Annotated in this window: 25 protein-coding genes and 6 tRNA genes; 2 read left to right on the forward strand and 29 right to left on the reverse strand. The window is 57.0% G+C overall.

Going from position 1 to position 25,046, the window contains the following annotated elements:
• Positions 1-6 precede the first annotated feature (6 nt).
• Genes mrdB through leuS form a run of 8 tightly spaced genes read right to left on the reverse strand, consistent with a single transcriptional unit; the run spans position 7 to position 8,753 of the window.
• Positions 7-1,119, reverse strand: a complete 1,113-nt coding sequence (mrdB, locus tag CLM71_RS05445) for a peptidoglycan glycosyltransferase MrdB (RefSeq protein ID WP_105230101.1) — start codon at positions 1,117-1,119, stop codon at positions 7-9.
• Between the two features lie 6 nt (positions 1,120-1,125).
• Positions 1,126-3,021 (reverse strand): peptidoglycan DD-transpeptidase MrdA, encoded by a 1,896-nt coding sequence (gene mrdA / locus CLM71_RS05450; RefSeq protein WP_105230102.1) that lies wholly within the window; start codon positions 3,019-3,021, stop codon positions 1,126-1,128.
• Between the two features lie 39 nt (positions 3,022-3,060).
• Complete coding sequence (gene rlmH, locus CLM71_RS05455; RefSeq protein ID WP_015671293.1) at positions 3,061-3,531, reverse strand: 23S rRNA (pseudouridine(1915)-N(3))-methyltransferase RlmH; 471 nt, start codon at positions 3,529-3,531, stop codon at positions 3,061-3,063.
• Between the two features lie 3 nt (positions 3,532-3,534).
• The gene (gene rsfS, locus CLM71_RS05460) at positions 3,535-3,852 is read right to left on the reverse strand and encodes a ribosome silencing factor (RefSeq protein ID WP_015671294.1); all 318 of its coding nucleotides are present in this window, start codon (positions 3,850-3,852) and stop codon (positions 3,535-3,537) included.
• 60 nt (positions 3,853-3,912) lie between these two features.
• The gene (nadD, locus tag CLM71_RS05465) at positions 3,913-4,575 is read right to left on the reverse strand and encodes a nicotinate-nucleotide adenylyltransferase (protein ID WP_105230103.1); all 663 of its coding nucleotides are present in this window, start codon (positions 4,573-4,575) and stop codon (positions 3,913-3,915) included.
• Positions 4,565-5,599 (reverse strand): DNA polymerase III subunit delta, encoded by a 1,035-nt coding sequence (gene holA, locus CLM71_RS05470; protein ID WP_105230104.1) that lies wholly within the window; start codon positions 5,597-5,599, stop codon positions 4,565-4,567. Before holA ends, nadD begins: the two co-directional genes overlap by 11 nt.
• Positions 5,596-6,156 carry an LPS assembly lipoprotein LptE gene (lptE, locus tag CLM71_RS05475; protein ID WP_105230105.1) on the reverse strand — a complete coding sequence of 187 codons (561 nt, stop codon included), beginning with the start codon at positions 6,154-6,156 and terminating at the stop codon, positions 5,596-5,598. The genes holA and lptE overlap by 4 nt, the downstream gene beginning before the upstream one ends.
• 14 nt (positions 6,157-6,170) lie before the next feature.
• Positions 6,171-8,753: a leucine--tRNA ligase gene (gene leuS, locus CLM71_RS05480; RefSeq protein WP_105230106.1), complete on the reverse strand. Its 2,583-nt coding sequence runs from the start codon at positions 8,751-8,753 to the stop codon at positions 6,171-6,173.
• Between the two features lie 262 nt (positions 8,754-9,015).
• On the opposite strand from leuS, the gene CLM71_RS05485 reads away from it, so the two are divergent.
• Positions 9,016-9,498 (forward strand): zinc ribbon-containing protein, encoded by a 483-nt coding sequence (locus CLM71_RS05485; RefSeq protein WP_105230107.1) that lies wholly within the window; start codon positions 9,016-9,018, stop codon positions 9,496-9,498.
• A 45-nt stretch (positions 9,499-9,543) separates the two neighbouring features.
• Here the strand turns inward: CLM71_RS05485 and CLM71_RS05490 are convergent, their stop codons facing one another.
• The 15 genes from CLM71_RS05490 to miaB all read right to left on the reverse strand — a co-directional run bounded on the left by CLM71_RS05490 (position 9,544) and on the right by miaB (position 22,616).
• The gene (locus CLM71_RS05490; protein WP_105230108.1) at positions 9,544-9,957 is read right to left on the reverse strand and encodes a putative T6SS immunity periplasmic lipoprotein; all 414 of its coding nucleotides are present in this window, start codon (positions 9,955-9,957) and stop codon (positions 9,544-9,546) included.
• A 4-nt stretch (positions 9,958-9,961) separates the two neighbouring features.
• Positions 9,962-10,378 carry a putative T6SS immunity periplasmic lipoprotein gene (locus CLM71_RS05495; protein WP_234008616.1) on the reverse strand — a complete coding sequence of 139 codons (417 nt, stop codon included), beginning with the start codon at positions 10,376-10,378 and terminating at the stop codon, positions 9,962-9,964.
• A 68-nt stretch (positions 10,379-10,446) separates the two neighbouring features.
• Positions 10,447-10,872 (reverse strand): putative T6SS immunity periplasmic lipoprotein, encoded by a 426-nt coding sequence (locus tag CLM71_RS05500; protein WP_105230110.1) that lies wholly within the window; start codon positions 10,870-10,872, stop codon positions 10,447-10,449.
• Positions 10,873-11,048: 176 nt separating this feature from the next.
• Complete coding sequence (locus CLM71_RS05505; protein WP_105230111.1) at positions 11,049-11,459, reverse strand: putative T6SS immunity periplasmic lipoprotein; 411 nt, start codon at positions 11,457-11,459, stop codon at positions 11,049-11,051.
• A 5-nt stretch (positions 11,460-11,464) separates the two neighbouring features.
• Positions 11,465-12,007 carry a type IV secretion protein Rhs gene (locus CLM71_RS05510; protein WP_105230112.1) on the reverse strand — a complete coding sequence of 181 codons (543 nt, stop codon included), beginning with the start codon at positions 12,005-12,007 and terminating at the stop codon, positions 11,465-11,467.
• Positions 12,008-12,174: 167 nt separating this feature from the next.
• On the reverse strand, positions 12,175-13,107 hold the full coding sequence (gene rihA / locus CLM71_RS05515; RefSeq protein WP_105230113.1) for a pyrimidine-specific ribonucleoside hydrolase RihA: 933 nt from the start codon (positions 13,105-13,107) through the stop codon (positions 12,175-12,177).
• A gap of 101 nt (positions 13,108-13,208) precedes the next feature.
• Positions 13,209-13,934 (reverse strand): amino acid ABC transporter ATP-binding protein, encoded by a 726-nt coding sequence (locus CLM71_RS05520; protein WP_105230114.1) that lies wholly within the window; start codon positions 13,932-13,934, stop codon positions 13,209-13,211.
• Positions 13,934-14,608 carry a glutamate/aspartate ABC transporter permease GltK gene (gene gltK / locus CLM71_RS05525; RefSeq protein WP_105230115.1) on the reverse strand — a complete coding sequence of 225 codons (675 nt, stop codon included), beginning with the start codon at positions 14,606-14,608 and terminating at the stop codon, positions 13,934-13,936. The genes CLM71_RS05520 and gltK overlap by 1 nt, the downstream gene beginning before the upstream one ends.
• On the reverse strand, positions 14,608-15,348 hold the full coding sequence (locus CLM71_RS05530) for an amino acid ABC transporter permease (protein ID WP_015671307.1): 741 nt from the start codon (positions 15,346-15,348) through the stop codon (positions 14,608-14,610). Before CLM71_RS05530 ends, gltK begins: the two co-directional genes overlap by 1 nt.
• A gap of 237 nt (positions 15,349-15,585) precedes the next feature.
• Positions 15,586-16,482, reverse strand: coding sequence for an amino acid ABC transporter substrate-binding protein (locus CLM71_RS05535; protein ID WP_105230116.1), 897 nt, complete (start codon positions 16,480-16,482; stop codon positions 15,586-15,588).
• A 345-nt stretch (positions 16,483-16,827) separates the two neighbouring features.
• Positions 16,828-18,357, reverse strand: a complete 1,530-nt coding sequence (lnt, locus tag CLM71_RS05540) for an apolipoprotein N-acyltransferase (protein WP_105230117.1) — start codon at positions 18,355-18,357, stop codon at positions 16,828-16,830.
• A 7-nt stretch (positions 18,358-18,364) separates the two neighbouring features.
• A complete protein-coding gene (corC, locus tag CLM71_RS05545; protein ID WP_105230118.1) occupies positions 18,365-19,243 on the reverse strand; it encodes a CNNM family magnesium/cobalt transport protein CorC in 879 nt (292 codons plus the stop codon).
• 83 nt (positions 19,244-19,326) lie between these two features.
• Positions 19,327-19,800 (reverse strand): rRNA maturation RNase YbeY, encoded by a 474-nt coding sequence (ybeY, locus tag CLM71_RS05550; protein ID WP_105230119.1) that lies wholly within the window; start codon positions 19,798-19,800, stop codon positions 19,327-19,329.
• The gene (locus tag CLM71_RS05555) at positions 19,797-20,852 is read right to left on the reverse strand and encodes a PhoH family protein (protein WP_015671312.1); all 1,056 of its coding nucleotides are present in this window, start codon (positions 20,850-20,852) and stop codon (positions 19,797-19,799) included. Before CLM71_RS05555 ends, ybeY begins: the two co-directional genes overlap by 4 nt.
• Positions 20,853-21,191: 339 nt before the next feature.
• Positions 21,192-22,616: a tRNA (N6-isopentenyl adenosine(37)-C2)-methylthiotransferase MiaB gene (gene miaB / locus CLM71_RS05560; protein WP_105230120.1), complete on the reverse strand. Its 1,425-nt coding sequence runs from the start codon at positions 22,614-22,616 to the stop codon at positions 21,192-21,194.
• 303 nt (positions 22,617-22,919) lie between these two features.
• On the opposite strand from miaB, the gene ubiF reads away from it, so the two are divergent.
• On the forward strand, positions 22,920-24,095 hold the full coding sequence (gene ubiF, locus CLM71_RS05565) for a 3-demethoxyubiquinol 3-hydroxylase (RefSeq protein WP_105230121.1): 1,176 nt from the start codon (positions 22,920-22,922) through the stop codon (positions 24,093-24,095).
• A 126-nt stretch (positions 24,096-24,221) separates the two neighbouring features.
• Here ubiF and CLM71_RS05570 read toward each other — a convergent pair.
• The 6 genes from CLM71_RS05570 to CLM71_RS05595 all read right to left on the reverse strand — a co-directional run bounded on the left by CLM71_RS05570 (position 24,222) and on the right by CLM71_RS05595 (position 24,830).
• Positions 24,222-24,296: transfer RNA gene (locus tag CLM71_RS05570), tRNA-Gln, on the reverse strand.
• 23 nt (positions 24,297-24,319) lie between these two features.
• Positions 24,320-24,396 (reverse strand) — tRNA-Met (locus CLM71_RS05575).
• 39 nt (positions 24,397-24,435) lie between these two features.
• Positions 24,436-24,510: transfer RNA gene (locus CLM71_RS05580), tRNA-Gln, on the reverse strand.
• A 47-nt stretch (positions 24,511-24,557) separates the two neighbouring features.
• Positions 24,558-24,632 (reverse strand) — tRNA-Gln (locus CLM71_RS05585).
• Between the two features lie 28 nt (positions 24,633-24,660).
• Positions 24,661-24,745, reverse strand: a tRNA-Leu gene (locus tag CLM71_RS05590).
• A gap of 8 nt (positions 24,746-24,753) precedes the next feature.
• Positions 24,754-24,830: transfer RNA gene (locus tag CLM71_RS05595), tRNA-Met, on the reverse strand.
• Positions 24,831-25,046 lie beyond the last annotated feature (216 nt).

Genomic DNA, 25,046 nt, shown 5'->3' on the forward strand with positions numbered 1-25,046 from the left:
CACCTCTTATAAACTCTTAGACAGCATTTTACGGTGCGTGTGAATCGACATGATGATGCCGAACCCAGCCATAAGTACGATCAGCGCCGATCCGCCGTAACTGACCAGAGGCAAAGGTACGCCAACTACCGGTAAAATTCCACTCACCATGCCAATGTTAACAAATACATAAACGAACAAAATCAGCATCAGACCGCCGACCATCACCCGGCCGAAGGTGGTCTGGGCTTTGGCGGCGATCATCAGGCCGCGGATAATCACCAGCAGGTACAGCGCCAGTAGCACCAGCACGCCGACCAGCCCCAGTTCCTCGGCCAGCACCGCGAAGATAAAGTCGGTATGGCGCTCCGGCAGGAACTCAAGCTGCGACTGGGTGCCGTGCAGCCAGCCTTTGCCGGACAGGCCGCCGGAGCCGATAGCGATTTTCGACTGAATAATGTGGTAGCCCGCCCCCAGCGGATCGCTTTCCGGGTCGAGCAGCATCATCACGCGGTCGCGCTGATAGCCGTGCATCAGGAAGAACCATAGAATCGGAATAAATGCCGCCAGCAGCAGCGCGGCGATGGCGATCAGCTTCCAGCTCATGCCGGAGAGGAACAGCACAAACAGGCCGGATGCGGCGATCAGAATCGAGGTGCCCAGATCGGGTTGTGCGGCGACCAGCAGGGTCGGCAGGAAGATCAGCACCAGCGCAATGCCGGTATTTTTCAGCGACGGCGGACAGACGTCGCGGTTCATAAAGCGCGCCACCATCAGCGGCACGGCGATCTTGGCAATTTCCGACGGCTGAAAGCGCACAAAGCCGAGATCAAGCCAGCGCTGTGCGCCTTTACTGATCTGGCCGAAGGCGTCGACCAGTATCAGCAGGATGACGCAGAAGATATACAGGTAGGGCGCCCAGCTTTCATAGACGCGCGGCGGGATTTGCGCCATCACGGCCATCACGATCAACCCCATCACGATTTGGCCGATCTTGCGCTCCATCATGCCGAGATCCTGGCCGCTGGCGCTCCACATCACGAAGGCGCTGTACACCAGCAGGGCGAGAATCAGCAGCAGAAACGTCGGGTCTATATGGATCTTGGTCCAGATCGAGCCCTTTTTTTGGCTTTCGGTCATGGTCTGTTAGTCACCTTCTGAGCCGGGCGCCGCCGGCGGCGCGTCCGGTAATTGCGTATTGTTGTCGCCCAACAGGATATGATCGAGAATCTGGCGGGTTATGGTGCCGACCGCCGGGCCGGCGCCGCCGTTTTCCAGGATGATCGCCACCGACACCGTCGGGTTGTCATAAGGGGCGAACGCGGTCATCAGCTTATGGTCGCGCAGATGTTCCGCAAGTTTGTGGGCGTTATAGGTTTCGTAACCAAATACCTGTGCGGTACCCGATTTCGCCGCGATTTTATAAGGGGCGCCGGCAAAAAATTTGCGCGCCGTGCCGTTGGCGCGATTGGCAACCCCGTACATACCGTCTTTGGCAATTTCCCAGAAGCCGGAGTGGATATCTCCGATTGGTGCCTGAGCTTCCTGGCGGAACGGCACCAGGGAACCGTTTATTTTTTTGCTGTGCAGCAGGTGCGGCGTTTTTACCACGCCGTCATTAATCAGCGTATTTTGCGCTTTTGCCATTTGGATCGGCGTGGCGGTCCAGTACCCCTGACCAATGCCCACCGGAATGGTGTCGCCCTGATACCACGGTTTTTTATAGCGTTTGAGTTTCCATTCACGGGTCGGCATCAGGCCGGAACGCTCTTCGGACAGATCGATGCCGGTATATTGGCCGTAGCCGAATTTTGTCAGCCAGCTGGACAGGCGGTCAATGCCCATATCATAAGCCACCTGATAGAAATAGGTATCGGCGGATTCTTCCAGCGCCTTGGTGACGTTCAGACGGCCGTGCCCCCATTTTTTCCAGTCGCGGTAGCGCTTTTCCGAACCGGGCAACTGCCACCAGCCCGGGTCGAACACAATGGTGTTTTTGGTGATGACGCCGGCGCTCAGTGCCGATACGGCGATATAGGGTTTTACCGTCGAAGCCGGCGGATAGACGCCCTGTGTGGCGCGGTTGATCAGCGGCCGGTTCGGGTCGTTCAGTAACCCCTGATATTCCTTATTGGAAATGCCGTCGACAAACATGTTCGGGTCGTAGCTTGGGTTGGATACCATCGCCAGAATTGCGCCGGTACGCGGATCGCTGACCACCACGGCGGCGCGGCTGCCGACCAGCAGTTGTTCGATATAACGCTGCAGGTTGAGATCCAGCGTCAGATAAATATCCTGGCCGGCGGAGGGCTGCTGCTCATGCAACTGGCGGATCACCCGGCCGCGGTTGTTGACCTCGACCTCTTCATAGCCGGTTTTGCCGTGCAGCGTATCTTCATAATAGCGTTCGATGCCCAGCTTGCCGATATCATGGGTGGCGGCATAGTTGGCCAGCTTCTCTTCTTTGTTCAGGCGTGCGACGTCGCGGTCGTTGATTTTCGATACATAACCGATAACGTGGGTCAGGGCCGAACCGTAAGGATAGTAACGGCGCTGGTAGCCTTTGACCTCAACGCCGGGGAAGCGGAACTGGTTGACGGCGAAGCGCGCCACCTGCACTTCGGTCAGCGCGGTTTTCACCGGGATAGAGACGAAACGGCGCGAGCGTTTACGCTCTTTTCTAAAGTTGGCGATATCGTCATCGGTCAGATCGACCACCGGGCGCAGCGCCTGCAGCGTGGCCTCCAGGTTATCGACTTTTTCCGGCATCAGCTCAAGCTGATAGATGGTGCGGTTGAGCGCCAGTGGCGTGCCGTTGCGATCGTAAATAATACCGCGGCTGGGCGGGATGGGCACCAGTTTGATGCGGTTTTCGTTAGAGCGGGTGCGGTAATCCTCAAAGCGAACAATTTGTAAATTATACATATTGGCAATCAGGATGCAGATCAGCACCAGAATGACCAAAAACGCCACCAGGGCGCGGCGTACAAACAGGGCTGATTCAGCCGAATAGTCGCGAAAAGGGTTACGTTCTATTTTCATCCCGCTGCTTTATTTCACTCTGTCACGATCACCACCGGTTTACTCCCGGTGGTAAGGATGATTGGTGGTAATGCTCCAGGCGCGGTACAGGCTTTCCGCCACCAGAACGCGCACTAACGGATGCGGCAGCGTCAGCGGCGAGAGCGACCAGCTCTGCTCCGCCGCGGCTTTGCATGCCGGAGCCAGCCCTTCAGGCCCGCCGATCAGCAGGCTGACGTTGCGGCCGTCCTGCTTCCAGCGTTCCAACTGCTGCGCCAGCTGCGGCGTATCCCACGGTTTACCGGGGATATCCAGCGTAACAATTCTATTACCTTTGCCGACGGCCGCCAGCATTTGTTCGCCTTCCTTTTCCAGAATGCGTTTGATATCGGCATTTTTGCCGCGCTTGCCCGCCGGGACTTCGGTCAGTTCAAACGGCATATCTTTCGGAAAGCGGTGCAGATAATCCATAAAGCCGGTCTGCACCCAGTCCGGCATTTTGGTGCCAACTGCGACCAGTTGCAATTTCACCGCTTAGCTCCAGAGTTTTTCCAGTTCATACAGCCGGCGGCTTTCTTCCTGCATGACGTGCACGATAACTTCGCCCAGATCGACAACGATCCAGTCGGAGGCCTCCTGGCCTTTCATGCCGTGCAGATCCATACCTGCGGCGCGGGACTCTTGCACCACGTGGTCGGCGATCGACATTACGTGACGCGTAGATGTGCCGGTGCAGATGATCATACAGTCGGTGATGCTGGATTTACCCTGAACGTTCAGAGCGATAATATCCTGGCCTTTAAGATCGTCGATCTTGTCGATAACGAAGTCTTGGAGCGCTTTACCTTGCAAAGGTTCCCCCTGGGATGGTGAGCTTGAAAAATAGCGGCGCAGTATATCATGCGCCTATCGCTAACGATATAAACCCTGTAATTCGATATAACGCTGCACCGAACGCGGCAGTAAGTCATCACAGCTGGCGCCCTGGTGGCGGCGCTCACGAATTTCGGTGGCGGAAATTTCCAGCAGTGGCGTATCCGCCAGATACAGCGAACCGTGCGGCCGGCTGCGGAGCGCTGCCGGATCGCCGACGCGGTGGGCTTCCAGCCAGCGCTGTAGCGTCGGTGTTTCCATATGGTCGTTGTAACCCGGGCGGGCCAGCACCAGCAGGTGGCACAGGCTGAGCAGGTCTTGCCAGCGTTGCCATTTATGCAGGCTCAGCAGCGAGTCTTGGCCGATAATAAACGCCAGCGGCTGAGCCGGGCCACGTTCCTGACGAATCGCTTCCAGCGTTTCGACGGTATACGACGGCGTGGTGCGGTGCAACTCGCGGTCGTCAACGGTAAACAGTGGGTTGTCGGCAATCGCCAGCTCTACCATTTTCAGCCGCTGCCGGGCATTGGCTTCCGGCTGCGGGCGGTGCGGGGGCACATGGTTCGGCAGCAGGGCAACCTGGTCCAGCCCCACTTCCCGGGCCAGCGCCTCAACCGGCCGCAGGTGGCCGTAATGGATGGGATCGAACGTACCGCCGAACAGCGCGTGCAGCCCGGCGGCTGCGGGTGTGTTAGTAGACATCGGAAAAACTCGTAGCCAGCGGTTTACCGCAGATCAACATCGACAGGGATTCCAGTTCCGGCCAGACCGACTGGCCGTAATCCTGCTTGAGGGTGACCTCAATATGCGCCAGCAGCCGTACCGCCTGCTGCAGCTGCGCGGCCGACAGGCGCTGCAGCGCCTGGGTCACCAGGTTACGGCGGTTTTGCCACACCTTATGCTGGTCGAACAGCGTACGCAGCGGCGTTGTCGCCATCCGGCGCTGCAGGGTGAGCAGTTGCATCAGTTCGCGCTGCAGCGTGCGCAGCAGGATCACCGGTTCGACATCTTCCTGACGCAGCTGCTGCAGAATATGCCAGGCGCGCTTGCTTTTGCCGGCCAGCAGGGCATCGAGCCAGTGATACGGGGAAAAGTGCGCGGCGTCATTGACCGCCTGCTCAACGCGCGGTAGCGTCAGTTTGCCGTCCGGATGCAGCAGGGCCAGACGCTCCAGCGCCTGCGCCAGCGCCAGCAGGTTACCTTCGTAGCAGTAGCACAGCAGCTGATTGGCCGGCTCGTCCAGTTCCAGCTGCATCGCTTTGGCGCGCTTGGCGACCCAGCGCGGCAACTGCGCCTGTTCCGGCGTCTGGCAGGTGACGTAGACGCCGTTTGTGCCCAGCGCCTTGAACCAGGCGCTGTTTTCCTGCGCTTTGGTCAGCCGCGGGCCGCGCAGCATTAGAATGATATCCTCGTGCAGCAACGCCGCCAGTTTGACCAGCTGTTCGCCGATCGGGGCGGTCGGGCCGTTTTCCGGCAGGATCAGCAGCAGCGTTTGCCGGCTGGCGAACAGGCTCATCGATTGACAGATACTGAAGATGGCGTCCCAGTCGGTATGGGCGTCAAGGGAGATGCTGTAATGTTCGCTGAACTGTTGCTGCACTGCCGCCTGACGAATCAGGTCCTGGCTTTCCTGCAGCAGCAGCGGCTCATTACCGCACAGTAGATAACAAGCGCGCAGCCCCTCTCGGAGCTGCGCGGCAAGTTGTTCAGGATAGAGACGGGTCATTGCGCTGGGCGGCTTTCCGCGTTTTTATCGGCCGCCGCGGCCTGCTGCTGGGCTTCTTCTTCCGCAGCATGCACCGTCAGCAGCTTACGCACCAGCTGTTGCGCCGCCTGCTCGCGCATTTCCTGCAGGATTATCTCCTGCTCGGAGTCTTTCGCCAGAGCGGTCAGCGGGTTATCGAAGAACGAACGGAAGACTTTGGCATTGAGCGGATAAATATCGTGGCCCGGAATCAACACCTGCGCATCCACCGTCATCACCATCTGGTACTCGGCGGTCTTACCGTCCTGGAAGATAGACACGGTATCCTGCCCTTGTGAGGAACTGACGATGCGCAGCGACGGCACATCTTTACGCGTCGCGTCTTTCACAATGGTTACGCCGTTGGCGCGCAGCTGTGCGCGTACCGCGCGGGTCAGCGGACCGTATGGGTCATAGCTGTCCAGCATCAGCGTTTTCATCTCTGATGGTACCTGCGTGGTGCCACGCAGGTGATAACCGCAGCCGGCGGTGATCAGCACCACCAGCCCCAGCAACAACGTTGTAATACGAAGTCGCACAACCCCTCCTTGTGTTAACCCACAACCAGGTTAAGCAATTTGCCAGGAACGTAGATCACTTTACGAATTGTGACTCCGTCCAGATATTTAGCCACCAGATGCTCTTCGGCGGCGCGTTCACGCACTTGTTCTTCGCTGGCATCGGCCGGCACGGTAATTTTAGCGCGTACCTTGCCGTTAACCTGTACCACCACCAGTTTGGAATCTTCCACCATTGCGGCGTCATCGGCAACCGGCCATGGCGCGACGTCGATATCACCTGCGCCGCCCAGCGCCTGCCACAGGCTGAAGCAGACGTGCGGGGTGAACGGATACAGCATGCGCACCACCGCCAGCAGGGCTTCCTGCAGCAGAGCGCGATCCTGTTCGCTGTCCTGCGGCGCACGGCCCAGCTTGTTCATCAGCTCCATCACGGCGGCGATCGCGGTGTTGAAGGTCTGACGACGGCCGATATCGTCGGTGACTTTGGCAATGGTTTTGTGGACGTCGCGACGCAGCGCTTTCTGCGCGTCGTTCAGGTCTGCCGCGTCAAGCGGCTGTACCGCGCCTTTTTCCACGTGGTCATAGGCCAGTTTCCACACGCGCTTCAGGAAGCGGTTTGCGCCTTCCACGCCGGATTCCTGCCATTCCAGCGTCATTTCCGCCGGTGACGCGAACATCATAAACAGACGCACGGTATCGGCGCCGTATTTTTCCACCATTTCCTGCGGGTCGATGCCGTTGTTCTTCGACTTCGACATTTTGCTCATGCCAGCATAGACCAGTTCACGGCCTTGCGGATCGGTCGCTTTGGTAATACGGCCTTTTTCATCGCGCTCGATGGTGGCGTCTACCGGAGAAACCCAGTTGCGCTCGCCATTGTTGCCGGTGTAGTAGAAGGCATCCGCCAGCACCATGCCCTGGCACAGCAGGCGTTTCGCCGGCTCGTCAGAATCCACCAGACCCGCGTCGCGCATCAGCTTGTGGAAGAAGCGGAAGTACATCAGGTGCATGATGGCGTGTTCGATGCCGCCGATATATTGATCGACCGGCAGCCAGTAGTTGGCCGCGGCCGGATCCAGCATGCCCTGATCGTACTGCGGGCAGGTATAGCGCGCGTAATACCAGGACGATTCCATAAAGGTATCGAAGGTGTCGGTTTCACGCAGCGCCGGCTGGCCGTTGACGGTGGTTTTCGCCCACTCGGCGTCGGCTTTGATCGGGCTGGTGATGCCGTCCATCACGACGTCTTCCGGCAGCAGCACCGGCAGTTGATCTTCTGGCGTCGGCATCACGGTGCCGTCTTCCAGCGTCACCATCGGGATTGGCGCGCCCCAGTAGCGCTGACGGGATACGCCCCAGTCGCGCAGGCGGTAGTTGACCTTGCGCTGGCCGACGCCTTTTTCCACCAGTTTATCGGCGATGGCGTTAAAGCCGGCGTCGTGATCCAGGCCGTCAAATTCGCCGGAATTGAACAGCGCGCCTTTTTCCGTCATGGCTTCGCTGCTGATGTCCGGCTGGCTGCCGTCAAGGTTCAGGATCACCGCTTTGATCGGCAGGCTGTATTTGGTGGCGAACTCCCAGTCGCGCTGGTCGTGCGCCGGTACCGCCATCACTGCGCCGGTGCCGTATTCCATCAGCACGAAGTTGGCGACCCAGATCGGCAGTTTTTCGCCGCTCAGCGGATGGATGGCATACAGGCCGGTGGCCATGCCTTTTTTCTCCATGGTCGCCATATCGGCTTCCGCCACTTTGGTGTTGCGGCATTCTTCGATGAATTCGCCCAGCGCCGGATTATTCAGCGCGCCCTGTTGCGCCAGCGGGTGGCCAGCGGCGACTGCGACGTAGGTGGCACCCATAAAGGTGTCCGGGCGGGTGGTGTAGACGGTGACGTTTTCGTCGCTGCCGTCGACGTCGAAGGTGATTTCCACTCCTTCGGAGCGGCCAATCCAGTTACGCTGCATGGTCTTGACCTGCTCAGGCCAGTCTTCGAGCTGGTCCAGGTCATTCAGCAGCTGGTCGGCGTAATCGGTGATTTTGATAAACCACTGTGGGATCTCTTTGCGCTCGACTTTGGTATCGCAGCGCCAGCAGCAGCCGTCGATCACCTGCTCGTTGGCCAGCACCGTCATATCGTTCGGGCACCAGTTCACCGCCGAGGTTTTCTTGTAAACCAGGCCTTTTTCATACAGCTTGGTGAAGAACCACTGTTCCCAACGGTAGTAGTCAGGCTTGCAGGTGGCGATTTCGCGATCCCAGTCGTAGCCGAAGCCCAGCAGTTTCAGCTGGTTCTTCATATATTCGATGTTGTCGTAGGTCCACGGCGCCGGCGCGGTGTTGTTTTTTACCGCGGCGCCTTCCGCCGGCAGGCCGAAGGCGTCCCAGCCGATAGGCTGCAGCACGTTTTTACCCAGCATGCGCTGGTAACGGGAGATCACGTCGCCGATGGTGTAGTTACGCACATGGCCCATGTGTAGGCGACCGGAAGGGTAAGGCAGCATGGAGAGGCAGTAGTATTTCTCCTTGCTGGCGTCTTCGGTCACTTTAAACGTCTGTTTTTCTTGCCAGTGGCTCTGTACGTTCGATTCTATCTCTTCGGGGCGGTATTGCTCTTGCATGGCGGCTGGTGGTCCTGTTAAGAAAGCAGCTACGTCCGTAGCATTTTGTTTAGTATTTAGATCCGCATAGCATAGCTGATAAGACCTGTTGGCAACAACTCCAAGCGCCGCCGTTGGCGCGTATTTCGCAAAAAGAAAGCGACATCCGGACACTGGTCGCGAAAATCCCGCCATTAGCCAAGAGACATCAGCCGTTTACGACTAAAATAAGAAAAGATGGCTTAAGGGGAAATCCTGTCACTGGGTTCATTGAGGAGAAGCTATGAACAAGGTTGCTCAGTATTACCGCGAACTGTTGGCGTCGCTGACCGAACGTTTGAAAAATGGCGAACGAGACATTGACCAACTGGTCGCCAGCGCCGAAAAACGGCTGGATGAAGCCGGAGAGCTGACGCGCGATGAAGTGGCGCAGCTGAAGCAGGCGGTGCGGCGCGACCTGGAAGAGTTTGCCCGCAGCTATCAGGAAAGCCGCGAGGAGTTCACCGACAGCGTGTTTATGCGGGTGATCAAAGAAAGCCTGTGGCAGGAGCTGGCGGACATCACCGATAAAACCCAGCTGGAGTGGCGCGAAGTGTTTAAGGATGTCAGCCATCACGGCGTGTACCACAGCGGCGAGGTGGTCGGGCTGGGTAATCTGGTGTGTGAGCAGTGCCACCACCATCTGGCGTTTTACACGCCGGAAGTGCTGCCGCGCTGTCCGAAGTGCGGGCATGACCAGTTTCAGCGCCGGCCGTTTGAGCCTTGATAGCGTCAGCGGCCCGTAGGTTGAAGGGCCGCTCTGGCAACACCTCTAATAAAGCGGCGTGGTTTGCAGCTTGCCGTTGAGACGCCATAGCGAAAAACTCGCGCCGTATATCCGGGCAGAGGGTTGAACGCCCCGTTTCTTTTTCTCAGGTGATTCCAGGATAACCATAAAGTTATAGGCTTTTCCCGCTGCAAATGCGTAATTGAAATCAGTAACGCATCGTCCTGCTGACGCGCTCACCGCCAGCCCGTATTTTTCTAACGTATTGTTATCGCTGCCGACTTCATTAATACGTATCGTTACGATTTGTTCATCCGCTTCGGGCTGAACAATCACGCACACCTTGTTTGCCACGGTAGTGATTGGCGCTTTATAGTGCTTTGGCCTGGGATCGTTGAGGTGCACGCAGCCGGTGAGTAACGATATCGCGGTGATTAAAGTCCTTTTTATTATCTGTATGGATTTAATTGATAGAGCTTATAACCAGTTCACCATCCCTCTCTTTTAAAGTGAAGCTAACGTCATATAAGCGGGCTGCCGGCACGATGCCTTTTCTCTTTTTATCTTGTGAACGCAGGGTAATGGAAACATTGTAAGTATGGCTGGCTCTAAACGGATAGTTGTATGTTGGTATGCATTTATCGGCTGAAACCGTTAAGCCGTCGCCATCATAATGTTTGTTAAATATGCTTTCATCGTTACCGGGTTCATCAATACTCAGGGAGACCATTTTTTCATCCCCTTCGGGCTGAATTAACACGCAGATGTGATTGGCAACGACCACCACGGATGCGTTATAGATCTTCGCGCGTGGATCGCCAAGGTGGAAACAGCCGCTAAGGAGTGAAGCAAGGGTAAGCAGCATAGGTATCTTTTTCATAGTTATCATTGTAATAAGGTTTTGATAAAATTATGTTTTTCCATTGCTTGCGTCTTATCGGTGCCGACTTAATTTATAGAGCTGATAACCAGCTCGTCATCCTTACCCGTTAAGGTGAAGCTGGCGCCATATAAGCGAGCGGCCGGCACGATGCCTTTGCTTTTTTTATCTTGCGAACGTAGGGTGATGGAAAGGGTGTAAGTATGACCGGCTCTAAACGGATAGTTGTATGTCGGTATGCATTTATCGGCTGAAACTGCTAAGCCGTCGCCATCATAATATTTGTTAAATATGCTTTCATCGTTACCGGGTTCATCAATACTCAGGGAGACCATTTTTTCATCCCCTTCGGGCTGAATTAACACGCAGATGTGATTGGCAACGACCACCACGGATGCTTTATAGATCTTCGCGCGTGGATCGCCAAGGTGTAAACAGCCGCTAAGGAGTGAAGCAAGGGTAAGCAGTATAGGTATCTTTTTTATAGTTATCATTGTGATATAAGGTTTTCGAGAAAGAGGTATTTCCCAACGGTTACGTCAATCGCTGAACTCGTTACATTGCATGTGCTATAACCAAGCGCGCAGCGGCAAAGGGCTGCTCACCCCATGGCGTTTTATCTATTTTGGCGGAGTTTATTCTGTGCTATTACCTCTTTATCCACGTAAAGTTAATTGATAGAACTGACAACCAGCTCACCATTCTTGTCTGTTAAAGTGAAGCCGACGCCGTATGCGCGTCCTGAGGGTACGATACCTTTCCTCTCTTTATCTCGTGATTGCAGGGTGATGGAAATGGTGTAAGTATGGCCGGCTTTAAACTGATAGTTGTAGGTCGGTATACATTTATCAGATGAAACTTTTAATCCGTAATCATCAAAAACCTTGTTGAACCCGTTTTCTTTTTTACCTATTTCCTCGATATTCAGTGTGATCATTTTTTCATCGCCTTCAGGTTGGATTAATACACAAATTTCATTGGCAATGATAATTGCGGATGCATTATAGAGTTTTACGCGTGGATCATTGAAGTGGAAGCATCCGGTAAGCAGGATGGGTACAGTTAACAATATTTTTTTCATCGTTATCACCGTTGCTTAAAAAAATGAGATAAAGTGTATTTATACTTATGGGAGATGTATTTATCGGAGACGCCACGGAATTTTATCATGTTGCCAATGTTTTTTAACCACATGTCATACCCCCAGTTTTTAAGGTAAAAGTAGTCCGCGATGATAGAGGCTTGCTGTTCCATAGGATAGTCCTTAAGCCTTCTTTTGCCATCCAGGCGGTAAGTGTAATCCGCAATCCAGCTGAAAAGCCCGCGACTTCTTACCCACATGCCATGCTGATATTGCCATACATGTGCGAGTTCGTGGATAAAAGTATGCTGGCTGATTATTGGTGCAACTGAAAAATCTGGCTTGTAAAGTTCTTTTCTAAACCAAAGTTCACCATTTGGCGCCATCGCCGTATGGCTGGCCTGCAGGCCAAAGGGGAGGTAGCTGTCGCAGTGAACCCTCACGGTATTATAAATAATTGAGTTTCCAAATATTGAACGGGCCAATATTATCTCGCCGAGCGTCAATGGTCGGCTAATGCCTTCCTGTATCTCTGTTGTTTGCTTCACTCTTGGGACTCCCTGTCCAGAATAAAAGCGGATAAAACTATTTTTACTCCATAGCGTCAATAGCGGAACGCGTTACCTTTTTTATCACTATGACGGAAATAGCAAGCCGGGCCGTATCTTTGGCCCGGTTAAATAGCGCTATTTATTTCTTCGTTATGCGAGAGGAATTAATAACGCGTCAGACAGTCTAGCAATAGATCAATAAAGCCGGCCCGATCGATATTGGTCAGCACCTGCACGTTGGGCGTTTTGCCGGTTTGTTGCAGATCGTCCACCACGGTTTGTCCCAGGGTATATTCGCCTTTGGTTTCCACGCCGACCCAGCGTTCGCGGCTGTCAAACAGCTCTGGCGCCAGCAGCCAGGCGATGGTGCACGGGTCGTGCATCGCGGCGCCCGGCAGCCCGCGCGGGTGGTTGAGGTATATCGGCAGGTAGAAGTCGAGCATCTCGGCTACCGCCTGTGCCACCGGGTTGGCGATGGCGCGGATGCGCTCTGCCTCCTGAGGCAGCACAAACGCCTGATGGGTGACGTTGAGGCCCGCCATGGTCAACGGCACGCCGGACTGCAACACCATTTCCGCCGCTTCCGGATCGACGTAGATATTAAATTCGGCCACCGGCGTGGCGTTGCCGCCGTGAAGCGCGCCGCCCATAAAGACGATGCGCTCGATGCGGGGCTTGAGGTCGGGGTACTGCGCCAGCAGCAGGGCGATATTGGTCATCGGCCCGGTAACCACCAGCGTGATCGGTTCCGGGCTGGTGCGCAGCAGGCTGGCGATCAGTTCAACCGCGGTGTGCGGCGCCGGTTTGATGCCCGGCGTCGGTAAATGGGTGTTGCCCATACCGGTGCTACCGTGTACGTGCTCTGCGATCACCAGCTCGCGCAGCAGCGGTTTGGCAGCGCCGGCGGCGACCGGGATATCTTCCCGCTGCATCAGCGTCAGCAGGCCGAGGGCGTTATGCAGGGTTTTCTCCGGCGTCTGGTTGCCGGCGGAGGTGGTGATGGCCTTGATGTCCAGCTGCGGCGCGCGCAGCGCCATCGCCAGCGCAATGGCGTCATCAAGTCCGGGGTCGCAATCGATAATAATAGGGCGTGGCATCGTGTTCTCTCTGCTCTTTTGGATTTACTCCGAGCATCGGATCAAACCAGGCGGGATACAAGGACTTTTAATGCGCCCCGGACGGGGCGCATGGGGGGAGATCAGTGCAGAATTTTCGCCAGGAAGTCTTTGGCGCGATCGGATTGCGGGTTGTTAAAGAACTCGTCCTTATCACGATCCTCAACAATTTTTCCTTCATCCATAAAGATCACCCGGTTGGCTACTTTACGGGCGAAACCCATTTCGTGGGTGACCACCATCATGGTCATGCCTTCCTGCGCCAGTTCCACCATTACGTCCAGAACTTCGTTAATCATCTCCGGATCCAGCGCTGACGTCGGTTCGTCAAATAGCATGGCGATTGGGTCCATACACAGCGCGCGGGCAATCGCCACGCGCTGCTGCTGGCCGCCGGAAAGCTGCGCCGGATATTTATCCGCGTGGGCGGTCAGCCCGACGCGTTTGAGCAGCGCCTGGCCTTTTTCACGTGCTGCCGCCTTGTCGCGCTTCAGGACTTTTACCTGCGCCAGGATCAGGTTTTCGATGATCGACAGGTGCGGGAACAGCTCAAAATGTTGAAATACCATGCCGACTTTGGCGCGCAGCTGCGCCAGATTGGTGGATTTCAGGTTCACCTGGGTGTCGTTGACGCGGATTTCTCCCTGCTGGATCGGCTCCAGCCCGTTAACGGTTTTGATCAAGGTCGACTTGCCTGAGCCTGAAGGACCGCAGACCACGACGACCTCGCCTTTTTTTACTTCTGTGGAGCAGTCGGTCAGCACTTGAAAGTGACCGTACCACTTGGAAACATTTTTCAGGGAAATCATCAAACAGTCCTTTTCTTCAAATAGCTTACCAGCGCCGAGGCGGCAATGCTGATGACAAAATAGACAAAGCCGGCGAACAGGATCATTTCCACCTGCGTGCCGTCACGTTCGCCGATGGTCGACGCGGTACGGAAGAAGTCAGCCAGGCTCAGCACGTAAACCAGCGAGGTATCCTGGAACAGTACGATGCCCTGCGTCAGCAGCAGCGGCACCATGGCGCGGAACGCCTGCGGCAAAATCACCAGCTGCATCGACTGCCAGTGGCTCATGCCCAGCGCTAATGCGGCAGAGGACTGGCCGCGCGATACGCTTTGGATCCCCGCGCGGATAATCTCCGAGTAGTAGGCGGCCTCGAACAGCGAAAAGGCTACCATAGCCGAAATCAGACGAATATCGGTTTGCGGCGACAGCCCAAGAACCTTTTGTAATAAGCTAGGCACGACCAGATAGAACCACAGCAGCACCATCACCAGCGGCACTGAGCGGAACAGGTTGACATAGAGCGTGGCGAACCAGCTTATCGGCTTAAACGGCGATAAGCGCATGACCGCCAGCAGCGTTCCCCAGATGATGCCGAAAATAACCGCCGTCACGGTGATTTTCAGGGTGATCACCATGCCCTGCAGCAGATAGGGGAAGCTTGGCACAATCGATGCCCAGTCAAATTCGTACATTATTTACTCCCCATATTGCCAGGCAACTGCACTTTACGTTCCACCATGCGCATGATCAGCATAATGACGGCGTTGATGCCGATATAGGCCAGCGTAATTGCGGTAAATGATTCATAGGCGTGAGCGGAGTAGTCCAGCAGTTTGCCGGCCTGTGCGGCCATATCCACCAGACCGATGGTTGAAGCGATGGCCGAGTTTTTCACCAGGTTCAGCATTTCCGATGTCATCGGCGGTACGATCACCCGGTAGGCGTTCGGCAGCAGCACGTAGCGGTAGGTTTGCGGCAGCGTCAGCCCCATCGCCAGTCCGGCGGCCTGTTGCCCGCGCGGCAGGGATTGAATCGCGGCGCGCACCTGCTCGCAGACGCGGGCGGCGGTAAACAGCCCCAGGCACAGCATGGAGGAGACAAAAAACTGTACGTTCGGGTCAAGCTCGGTTTTAAACCACATGCCGAGATCGGGCGGCAACAGTTCCGGCACCACCAGATACCAGGTAAAGAACTGCACGATCAGCGGTACGTTGCGGAACAGCTCAACGTAGACGGTGCCGATACCGGACAGGAAACGGTTGGGAACGGTGCGCAGAATACCGAACAGCGAACCGACAAAGAAAGCGATGATCCATGCGCAGACGGAGAGGGCGACCGTCACCTGAAAGCCGGACCAGATCCAGCCCAGGTAGGTGGTATTGCCGAACGGCGCCTGCTGCAGGAAGATCCCCCAGTTCCAATCTATTGACATAAAAAACTCCGATAAGCCGATCTACCCGTCACCATTCGCGTTACCGGGGCGGTAACGTGTGGGGGTATGAAACATTGACGGCTGTCTGACGTCGGGCGCCGCGGCCAGTTAGTCTGGCTCAGTTAGGCAGTCCGGCGTCGGGGGAAAATACGGCAGGGGAACGACCTGCCGTATACCTGTCTGTCCCGCCGTCAACGGGGCGGGTTCGGCGTTGCCGCCGTGCCCGCTTTGTTGTTATTAGTTCAGAACCTTATCGTTAGGGGCTTTGAACAGCTGCTTCATATCGTCGGACAGTTCAAAGTTCATATTCAGATTTTTTGGCGGTATAGGCTGTTTGAACCACTTATCAAACCATTTGGCGGCTTCACCGGAGGTTTGCGCCTGGGCGATGGTGTCATCAACCAGCTTTTTGAAGTCGGCATCGTCTTTACGCATCATACAGCCGTAAGCCTCTTTCGACTGCGGCGTGCCGATGATCTCCCATTGGTCCGGCTTCTTGGCTTTGGCGCGTTCGCCGGCCAGCAGGGCATCATCCATCATAAACGCCACCGCGCGGCCGCTTTCCAGCGTGCGGAAAGAGTCGCCGTGATCTTTGGCGCTGATGATGCGCATTTTCATCTGATCCTTATCGTTCAGCTTGTGCAGCAGCACTTCAGAGGTGGTGCCGGAGGTGACCACCACCGGTTTGCCGGCCAGATCTTTGAAGTCTTTCACGTCGGAGCCTTTTTTCGCCAGCAGGCGGGTGCCGACGATAAAGATGGTATCGGAGAAGGCGGCCTGTTTCTGGCGCTCGACGTTGTTGGTAGTGGAACCGCACTCGAAGTCATAGGTGCCGTTTTGCAGCAAAGGAATACGGTTTTGCGAGGTGATAGGCAGCAGCTTCACCTTCAGGTCGGGAGCGTTGAGCTTTTTCTTGATGGCGTCGATGATTTGGTTTGAGTAGGTCTGAGAATAGCCCACCACTTTCTGCTGGTTGTCGTAATAGGAGAAAGGAACTGAAGATTCACGGTGACCGACAACGATCACGCCGTTGTCTTTGATTTTCTTCAGCGTACCGGTCAATTCTTCCGCGTGGGCTACGCTGCCTGCCATCCCAATCAGCAGTAACGATAACGCCAGTTTACGCATGTGCATGGTCCAACTCCTTGCTGTTGTGGTGGTTCTGACGAAAGCGCGTCAGAGTGAAAATGGTTGTTTATTGCTCACATTATAAAGATAGTCTTAGAACAGATTACCGTTAGAAAATAGCCGATTGTGAACAAAATGAAACCAATATGTTTCGTAATTTGAGACATCACGCGCACCAAATAGATGCAATAAAATCCGGCGGCACCGTTATGGTGCGGCGGATTTGCCAGGCCGCGTCATCTCAGGTAACGCCGACGCGCAGGCAGAATAAACAAAGCAAGGAGCATGCCAGGAGAGAGGGGAAGGGCTGAAGAAAGGGGGGACGCGCGGCGGCATCCCCCGTGAGGCAGATTAACGGCGGCGCAGGCCGAACAACAGCGCCAGGCCGCCCAGCAGGGCGGTAATCACCCACAGCGGCAGGCCGCCGAAGCGGGCGTACGGCGTGATGCCGGTGGTCGGGGTCACCTTCACCTCCAGCACCTGGCGGGTGAACTGCGGAAGCTCGGCGATGACGTCGCCGGTTGGTCCAACCGCGGCGGTGACGCCGTTATTGGTGCTGCGCAGCAGCGGCCGGCCCAGCTCCAGGGCGCGCATGCGCGCCATCTGGAAGTGCTGCCACGGGCCGATAGAGTGGCCGAACCAGGCGTCGTTGGAGATGGTCAGCAGGAAGTTGGTATTCGGACGGAAGTTGTCGCGCACCTGCTGGCCCAGCACGATTTCATAGCAAATCGCCGCCGTCAGATCGTAGCCCTGCACCTTGAGCGGCGACTGGACATAATTGCCACGGCTGAAGGAGGACATGGGTAAATCGAAGAACGGCGCCAGCGGCCGCAGCAGCGTTTCCAGCGGCACGAATTCGCCGAACGGCACCAGGTGGTGTTTGTTGTAGCGGTCGGCGGCCGGGTAGCGGTACGGCTCTTTTTCACCCAGAACAATCACGCTGTTAAAGTATTCCGTGCCCTGCCGGGTGGCGCGGGCGTCCACAATGCCGGTGATCAGGCTGCTGTGTTTGGCGCGCACCAGATCGTCCATCATGGTCAGAAAACCGTTCTGGTTGCTTTCCACGTCGGGAATGGCCGACTCCGGCCAGATAATCATCGACGCTTTGCCCACGTAAGGACGGGTGGCGTCCAGATAGGCCTGCAGTGTACTGACCAGCGCCTGCGGATCCCACTTCAGAGACTGGGCAATGTTGCCCTGCACCATGGCGACGTTGACCGCCTTGTCGGGCTGCGGGGTAAACCAGTGCAGCTGACGCAGCGGCCACGGCAGCAGCAGCATGGCGACGGCGATCGCCGCCGGCAGGATGCGGCGCCGTGCGGCGGCGTACACCAGCAGGCCGCTCAGCGACATCAGCACAAAGGTGATGCTGTCGACGCCCAGCAGCGGCGCCAGGCCTTTCAGCGGGCCGTTGATCTGGCTGTAGCCGAACTGCAGCCAGGGGAAGCCGGTCAGCACCCAGCCGCGCAGGAACTCGGTGACCTGCCACAGCGCCGGGGCGGCGACCGCCAGCCGCAGCCAGTGGGTTTGCGGCCAGAGGCGCGTCAGCAGGCCGGCAAACAGCCCGGTGTACAGGGAAAGGTAGGCGGCAAGCAGCGCCACCAGGAAGATATTGACGGCGAACGGCATCCCGCCGAAGTCGGCGATGCTGACGTACACCCAGTTGATGCCGCTGCCGAACAGCCCCATCCCCCAGATAAAGCCGAGCAGCGCCGACTGCCGCACGCTGCGGTTAAGCGTGACCGCCAGCAGTCCGCACAGGGAAACGATGGCCGCCGGCCAGAGATCATAAGGAGAAAACGCCAGCGTGCCGCAGGCGCCGGTCAACAGCGCCAGCAGGGCGCGAACCCGCTGGCGATCGAATAAAGAGGCGTTGGCCATGTGAAATTTAGTCTTCCAGTTTCGGTTGCGGAGCGTTGTCCGGAATTTTTACATGAACCTGGATGATACGTCGACTGTCGGCCATGGCAACTTTAAACAGGTAACCTTCGATTTCAATGGTTTCCCCGCGGGTTGGCAGATGGCCGAAGGCCTGCATGATCAGGCCGCCGATGGTATCGACCTCATCATCGCTGAAGTGGGTATCGAAGGCCTCGTTGAAGTCTTCAATCGCGGTCAGCGCGCGCACGGTGTACATATGGCGGCTGAGCTGGCGGATATCACGATCTTCCTCATCGTCATACTCGTCTTCGATTTCACCGACAATCAGTTCCAGAATGTCTTCAATGGTTACCAGGCCGGAAACGCCGCCGAACTCGTCGATGACGATCGCCATGTGGTAACGCTGGGAGCGGAACTCCTTCAGCATGCGGTCGACCCGCTTGCTTTCCGGCACCACCACCGCCGGGCGCAGCACCCGGTCGATACTGAACGGCTCGGACGCTGCGCGCATAAACGGCAGCAGATCCTTGGCCATCAGAATGCCTTCAATATGGTCTTTGTCTTCGCTGATCACCGGGAAGCGCGAGTGGGCGGACTCGATGATCACGTCCAGACACTCCTCCAGCGGCTGGTTGCGCTTGAGCGTGACCATCTGGGAGCGGGGGATCATGATATCGCGCACCCGTTGCTCGGCGATATCCATCACCCCTTCCAGCATGTCGCGGGTATCGGGGTCGATCAGATCGTTTTGTTCGGAGTCGCGGATCAGTTCGACCAGATCGTCACGGTTTTTCGGTTCGCCGTGGAATAACTGGTTAAGGAGCAGAGTAAAAAAACCCTTCTTGCTACTGGGGCTGTCGTTGCTTTGTGAATTGTCGTCGCTCATGGCGTTTTAGTTAATATCACTCATGTCAGAGTAAGGGGTTAGCGACAGCCTCGCGCACGAGGCTGTGGGGTAAGCAGCTAACGTTAAGTGGGATCTTTTTCCGCCAGATAGGGGTCGGGATAGCCCAGCCCCTGCATGATGTCGGTTTCCAAAGATTCCATTTCTTCGGCTTCATCATCGTCGATGTGGTCATACCCTAGCAGATGAAGGCAGCCGTGAACAACCATATGCGCCCAGTGCGCCTCCAGGGCCTTACCCTGTTCGTTCGCTTCCTGTTCAACCACCTGCCGGCAGATGATCAGATCGCCCAGCAGCGGCAGTTCGATGCCCGGCGGCGCTTCAAACGGGAAGGAGAGCACATTGGTCGGCTTATCTTTGCCGCGGTAGGTCAGATTCAGATCGTGACTTTCCGCTTCGTCCACCAGACGGATGGTGACTTCTGACTCGGGCTGAAACTGCGGCAGCACGCTCTCCAGCCAGCGCTGGAAAGCGGCTTCTTCCGGCAGGCCGGCGGCGTTTTCACAGGCAATCTGTAAATCGAGAATCACCTGGCTCATGGCGTCTCCTGCTCGGAGGCCAGCTGCGCCTCGCGCTTGCGCTGTTCGGCGAGCGCTTCTTTGCGCTTTTGCTCTTCGGCTTCCCAGGCTTCATAGGCGATGACCACGCGCGCCACCACCGGGTGACGCACCACGTCTTCGCTGTGGAAGAAGTTGAAGCTGATCTCTTCCACCGCGGACAGCACTTCCACCGCATGGCGCAGGCCGGATTTCTGGTTGCGCGGCAGGTCGATCTGCGTCACGTCGCCGGTAATTACCGCTTTGGAGTTGAAGCCGATGCGCGTCAGGAACATCTTCATCTGCTCGATGGTGGTGTTCTGGCTCTCATCCAGAATGATAAAGGCATCGTTCAGCGTACGGCCGCGCATATAGGCCAGCGGCGCGACTTCGATCACGTTGCGTTCGATCAGCTTTTCAACGCGCTCAAAGCCCAGCATTTCAAACAGGGCGTCGTACAGCGGGCGCAGGTAAGGGTCGACCTTCTGACTGAGATCCCCCGGCAGGAAGCCTAGCTTCTCGCCGGCTTCGACCGCCGGGCGCGTCAGCAGAATGCGGCGCACTTCCTGACGCTCCAGCGCGTCGACGGCGGCGGCCACCGCCAGGTAGGTTTTACCGGTACCGGCCGGGCCGATGCCGAAGGTGATGTCGTGGTCGAGAATATTGGCGATGTACTGCGCCTGATTCGGCGTACGCGGTTTCACCATACCGCGCTTGGTTTTGATGTTCACCGCTTTGCCGTAATCCGGCACGCTGTCGGCGACCTGTTCCAGCACGCGGCTTTCTTTGATCGCCAGATGAATCTGTTCCGGGTCGATATCGGGGATCACGCCGCGGATCGGCGCCGTATCCACATACAGATGACGCAGAATATCCGCAGCGGCCACCACGCAGGGGTTTTTACCGACCAGTTTAAACCGGTTGTCACGGCGGCTGATTTCAATCCCCAGCCGGCGCTCGAGCTGTTTGATATTGTCATCAAACGGGCCGCACAGGCTGAGCAAACGCTGATTGTCTGCGGGCTCTAACAGAATTTCTTGTGTTGCGACGTTCAAACTATTCCTCTAGGTCACATCGGGCCTGTTGATGTCACGTTGCGCGTACGGGACGCGCGCGTTCAGGGCAAAGCCTGAGTCACATATATCCTGAATAACGTCTCCGGCAGCGAAGCCGAAGTAAGACGGATATACGATGAATTATTCATGGTGCGCGGCAAGCGCGCAAGTTTACCCCTGATCTATCTGTGCGCCAGCGCAGGAATTCAAGGGGAAATGATGAAAAATGCGGCCCACTTCGCCGCGTGAGCGGTGAGAAAGCGGCGCCCTTTCTTATCGGCATGCACAATAAAATAGCCGGGCAAACGCCCGGCCAGGTTACCGTTACCGCATTGGCGATTAAGGCTGATAAGTGCCGACGCCCAGCTCGTCTTCCTTGCGGGTGCGGGCAATCACCGACTGCGGAGATTCGTGCACGCGCAGATCCATCTGCTGTTCGGTTCGCACCACGACGCCGCGCAGCGAGTTTGCCAGTACTTCGGTAATTTCTACGTCGACAAACTGGGCGATCATGTCCGGCGTGCCTTCGAAGTTGACCACTCGGTTGCACTCGGTGCGGCCCGCCAGCTCCATCACATTCTTGCGCGAGGTACCTTCGACCAGAATGCGCTGCACGGTGCCCAGCATACGGCGGCTGAACTGCCGCGCCTGCTGGCTGAGACGATCCTGCAGAATGTACAGGCGCTGTTTTTTCTCTTCTTCGCTGACGTCGTCCACCATGTCGGCGGCCGGCGTGCCGGGGCGCGATGAGTAGATAAAGCTGAAGCTGGTGTCGAAGTTAACCTCGGCGATCAGGTTCATGGTCTGCTCGAAATCGGCCTGAGACTCGCCCGGGAAGCCGATGATAAAGTCGGAGCTGAGCTGGATATTTGGCCGGGCCTTGCGCAGCTTGCGGATAATCGCCTTATATTCCAGTGCGGTATGCGCACGCTTCATCATGGTCAGGACGCGGTCTGAACCGCTCTGCACCGGCAGGTGCAGGTGGCTGACCAGCTCCGGCGTATCCTCATACACCGCGATGATATCGTCGGTGAACTCGATCGGGTGGCTGGTGGTGAAGCGGATGCGGTCAATACCGTCGATGGCCGCCACCAGGCGCAGCAGTTCGGCGAAGGTACAGATCTCGCCGTCGTAGGTGGCGCCGCGGTAGGCGTTGACGTTCTGGCCCAGCAGGTTGACCTCACGTACCCCTTGCGCCGCCAGCTGTGCAACTTCAAACAGCACGTCGTCGCTCGGGCGGCTGACTTCTTCGCCTCGGGTGTAAGGCACCACGCAGAAGGTGCAGTATTTGTTGCAGCCTTCCATGATGGACACAAAGGCGGTCGGGCCTTCGGCGCGTGGTTCCGGCAGGCGGTCGAATTTCTCGATTTCCGGGAAGCTGATATCGACGATCGGGCTGCGGGTACCCTGAACGTGGTTAATCATCTCCGGCAGGCGGTGCAGCGTCTGCGGCCCGAAAATCACGTCGACGCAGGGCGCGCGCTGGCGAATATGGTCGCCTTCCTGTGAGGCGACGCAGCCGCCTACGCCGATAATCAGATCCGGGTTCTTTTCTTTTAGCTGCTTCCAGCGGCCCAACATAGCGAAAACTTTTTCCTGCGCTTTCTCGCGGATTGAGCAGGTATTCAGCAGCAGCACGTCCGCCTCTTCGGCGTTTTCGGTCCATTGGTAACCGTGCGTGCTTCCCAGTAAGTCTGCCATTTTGGATGAATCGTATTCATTCATCTGACAGCCCCAGGTTTTGATATGTAGTTTCTTGGTCATCGAATAGCCATTATCAGTGCGAAGCGAAATTAAGCTGCATTATACCCAAAATCATTCAGGCTGCAGGGAGACGGCAACGCAGCGAATTCCCGGGAACGTACCGTGCGCGGCTGCCGTGAGCCTGCGCCTCTCTTATGACGGGGATAGCGACATTGCAGAGGGGCATTGTAAACACTTGCCGCGGCGGTGACCAGCGCGGGGAAACGCTCCTGCGACCTGAAGCCGGATGAAAAATCCGGTACACTAAGGGCAACACGCCGCGCAGGGTGGAGCGGCGCTCACCAACCAACAAGCATAACCAACATGAAGACTTCTCAAACAGAGTACGACGTCGCCGTGGTCGGCGGCGGCATGGTCGGCGCGGCCGCCGCGCTGGGGCTGGCGCAGGCCGGATTTAGCGTGGCGCTGCTGGAGCATCAGGCGCCGGCGGCGTTTGATCCGCACAGCGCGCCGGATCTGCGGATTTCCGCCATTGGCTGTGCCTCGGTCGCTCTGTTGAAACAGCTGGGCGCCTGGCAATCGCTGGCGCAGATGCGCTCGGCGCCGTACCGCCGGCTGGAAACCTGGGAGTGGGAATCGGCGCGGGTGGCGTTCGACGCGGCCGAGCTGGGCCTGCCCGAACTCGGATTTATGGTGGAAAATCGCCTGCTGCAGCTGGCGCTGTGGCAGCAGCTGCAGCACTGTGACACGCTGCATTGTCCGGCCAGGCTGCAGGCGCTGCAGCGCGGGGAGGGCGCATGGCGACTGACGCTGGATGACGGAGAGACGCTGACGGCGCGGCTGGTGGTCGGTGCCGACGGCGCGCACTCGCAGGTGCGCACGTTGGCGGATATCGGCGTCAGCGGCTGGCAGTATCGTCAGTCCTGCATGCTGATTACCGTGCAGACCGGCGCGCCGCAGCAGGATGCCACCTGGCAGCAGTTTTTCCCTTCCGGGCCGCGCGCTTTTCTGCCGCTGTATGACGACTGGGCCTCGCTGGTGTGGTACGACAGCCCGCAACGCATTCGTCAGTTGCAAAGCATGCCGATGGCGCAGCTGGAGCAGGAGATTGCCGCGGCGTTTCCGGGGCGGCTCGGCGCGGTGAAGGCGCATGCCGCCGGATCGTTCCCGCTGGTGCGCCGCCATGCCCAGCGTTACGTCCTGCCGGGGCTGGCGTTGGTCGGCGACGCGGCGCACACCATCAACCCGCTGGCCGGGCAGGGGGTTAACCTGGGTTACCGCGATGTCGACGCGTTGCTGAACGTGCTGCTGGAGGCGCGCGAGCGGGGTGAGGAATGGTCGAGCGAGGCGGTGCTGCAGCGCTATCAGCGCCGGCGCCGCGCCGACAACCTGCTGATGCAGAGCGGGATGGATCTGTTTTATACCGCCTTCAGCAATCGCCTGGCGCCGCTTGGCGTAGCGCGCAATCTGGCGCTGATGGCCGCCGAACGCGCCGGGGGGCTGAAACAAAAAGCGCTGAAGTATGCGCTGGGCTTATAAGCTGTCGGGCAGGCACCGTACGGCGTGATAAATAGAAGGTCGGGACTCCCGGCCTTTTTCTTTGTTTGCATGCTAAAGGCAGCAGCAGAAAAGCAAAAAGCCCACCGAAGTGGGCTTTTCTAAATGTGGCTGGGGTACGAGGATTCGAACCTCGGAATGCTGGAATCAGAATCCAGTGCCTTACCGCTTGGCGATACCCCAATTGTTGAAAGCAAACTTAGCAATGGTGGCTACGACGGGATTTGAACCTGTGACCCCATCATTATGAGTGATGTGCTCTAACCAGCTGAGCTACGTAGCCGCGCTAAATATTGCTTTATCGACTTGCAGGTTGTTTGTATGGCTGGGGTACCTGGATTCGAACCAGGGAATGCCGGTATCAAAAACCGGTGCCTTACCGCTTGGCGATACCCCAACAACCGTTACAAATCTTTCCTGCTGACCGCCTTCCCAGAGAGAAGATGGCTGGGGTACCTGGATTCGAACCAGGGAATGCCGGTATCAAAAACCGGTGCCTTACCGCTTGGCGATACCCCATCAGCAGAGCCGACGACGATGAAGAGAGTGGTGCGGGAGGCGAGACTTGAACTCGCACACCTTGCGGCGCCAGAACCTAAATCTGGTGCGTCTACCAATTTCGCCACTCCCGCAAAAAAGATGGTGGCTACGACGGGATTCGAACCTGTGACCCCATCATTATGAGTGATGTGCTCTAACCAGCTGAGCTACGTAGCCATCTTTTTTCGCGCTACCTTCATCGGCGTTGCGGGGCGCATTATGCGTATATGACCGATTTGCGTCAACAAGTTTTTTGCCGAAAAAGCGTTGCAGGGTGCCGTTTGTCTGGGTTGTGAACAGTATGGCGATAAAATCGGCAATTCATTCAATTTATGGTTTAAAACATCAACAAAAAGGCGAACCCGCAGGTTCGCCGTCATGTTGATATATAGC

It is taken from the genome of Serratia sp. MYb239 (genome assembly GCF_002966855.1).
GTDB classification, from domain to species: Bacteria; Pseudomonadota; Gammaproteobacteria; order Enterobacterales; family Enterobacteriaceae; genus Serratia_B; species Serratia_B rhizosphaerae.

Excerpts from the sequence above, each read along its gene's own strand:
- mrdB (WP_105230101.1), bottom strand. The coding sequence starts at position 1,119 with ATGACCGAAAGCCAAAAAAAGGGCTCGATCTGGACCAAGATCCATATA.
- mrdA (WP_105230102.1), bottom strand. The coding sequence starts at position 3,021 with ATGAAAATAGAACGTAACCCTTTTCGCGACTATTCGGCTGAATCAGCC.
- nadD (WP_105230103.1), bottom strand. The coding sequence starts at position 4,575 with ATGTCTACTAACACACCCGCAGCCGCCGGGCTGCACGCGCTGTTCGGC.
- holA (WP_105230104.1), bottom strand. The coding sequence starts at position 5,599 with ATGACCCGTCTCTATCCTGAACAACTTGCCGCGCAGCTCCGAGAGGGG.
- leuS (WP_105230106.1), bottom strand. The coding sequence starts at position 8,753 with ATGCAAGAGCAATACCGCCCCGAAGAGATAGAATCGAACGTACAGAGC.
- CLM71_RS05485 (WP_105230107.1), top strand. The coding sequence starts at position 9,016 with ATGAACAAGGTTGCTCAGTATTACCGCGAACTGTTGGCGTCGCTGACC.
- CLM71_RS05495 (WP_234008616.1), bottom strand. The coding sequence starts at position 10,378 with ATGAAAAAGATACCTATGCTGCTTACCCTTGCTTCACTCCTTAGCGGC.
- CLM71_RS05500 (WP_105230110.1), bottom strand. The coding sequence starts at position 10,872 with ATGATAACTATAAAAAAGATACCTATACTGCTTACCCTTGCTTCACTC.
- CLM71_RS05505 (WP_105230111.1), bottom strand. The coding sequence starts at position 11,459 with ATGAAAAAAATATTGTTAACTGTACCCATCCTGCTTACCGGATGCTTC.
- rihA (WP_105230113.1), bottom strand. The coding sequence starts at position 13,107 with ATGCCACGCCCTATTATTATCGATTGCGACCCCGGACTTGATGACGCC.
- CLM71_RS05520 (WP_105230114.1), bottom strand. The coding sequence starts at position 13,934 with ATGATTTCCCTGAAAAATGTTTCCAAGTGGTACGGTCACTTTCAAGTG.
- gltK (WP_105230115.1), bottom strand. The coding sequence starts at position 14,608 with ATGTACGAATTTGACTGGGCATCGATTGTGCCAAGCTTCCCCTATCTG.
- CLM71_RS05530 (WP_015671307.1), bottom strand. The coding sequence starts at position 15,348 with ATGTCAATAGATTGGAACTGGGGGATCTTCCTGCAGCAGGCGCCGTTC.
- CLM71_RS05535 (WP_105230116.1), bottom strand. The coding sequence starts at position 16,482 with ATGCACATGCGTAAACTGGCGTTATCGTTACTGCTGATTGGGATGGCA.
- lnt (WP_105230117.1), bottom strand. The coding sequence starts at position 18,357 with ATGGCCAACGCCTCTTTATTCGATCGCCAGCGGGTTCGCGCCCTGCTG.
- corC (WP_105230118.1), bottom strand. The coding sequence starts at position 19,243 with ATGAGCGACGACAATTCACAAAGCAACGACAGCCCCAGTAGCAAGAAG.
- ybeY (WP_105230119.1), bottom strand. The coding sequence starts at position 19,800 with ATGAGCCAGGTGATTCTCGATTTACAGATTGCCTGTGAAAACGCCGCC.
- miaB (WP_105230120.1), bottom strand. The coding sequence starts at position 22,616 with ATGACCAAGAAACTACATATCAAAACCTGGGGCTGTCAGATGAATGAA.
- ubiF (WP_105230121.1), top strand. The coding sequence starts at position 22,920 with ATGAAGACTTCTCAAACAGAGTACGACGTCGCCGTGGTCGGCGGCGGC.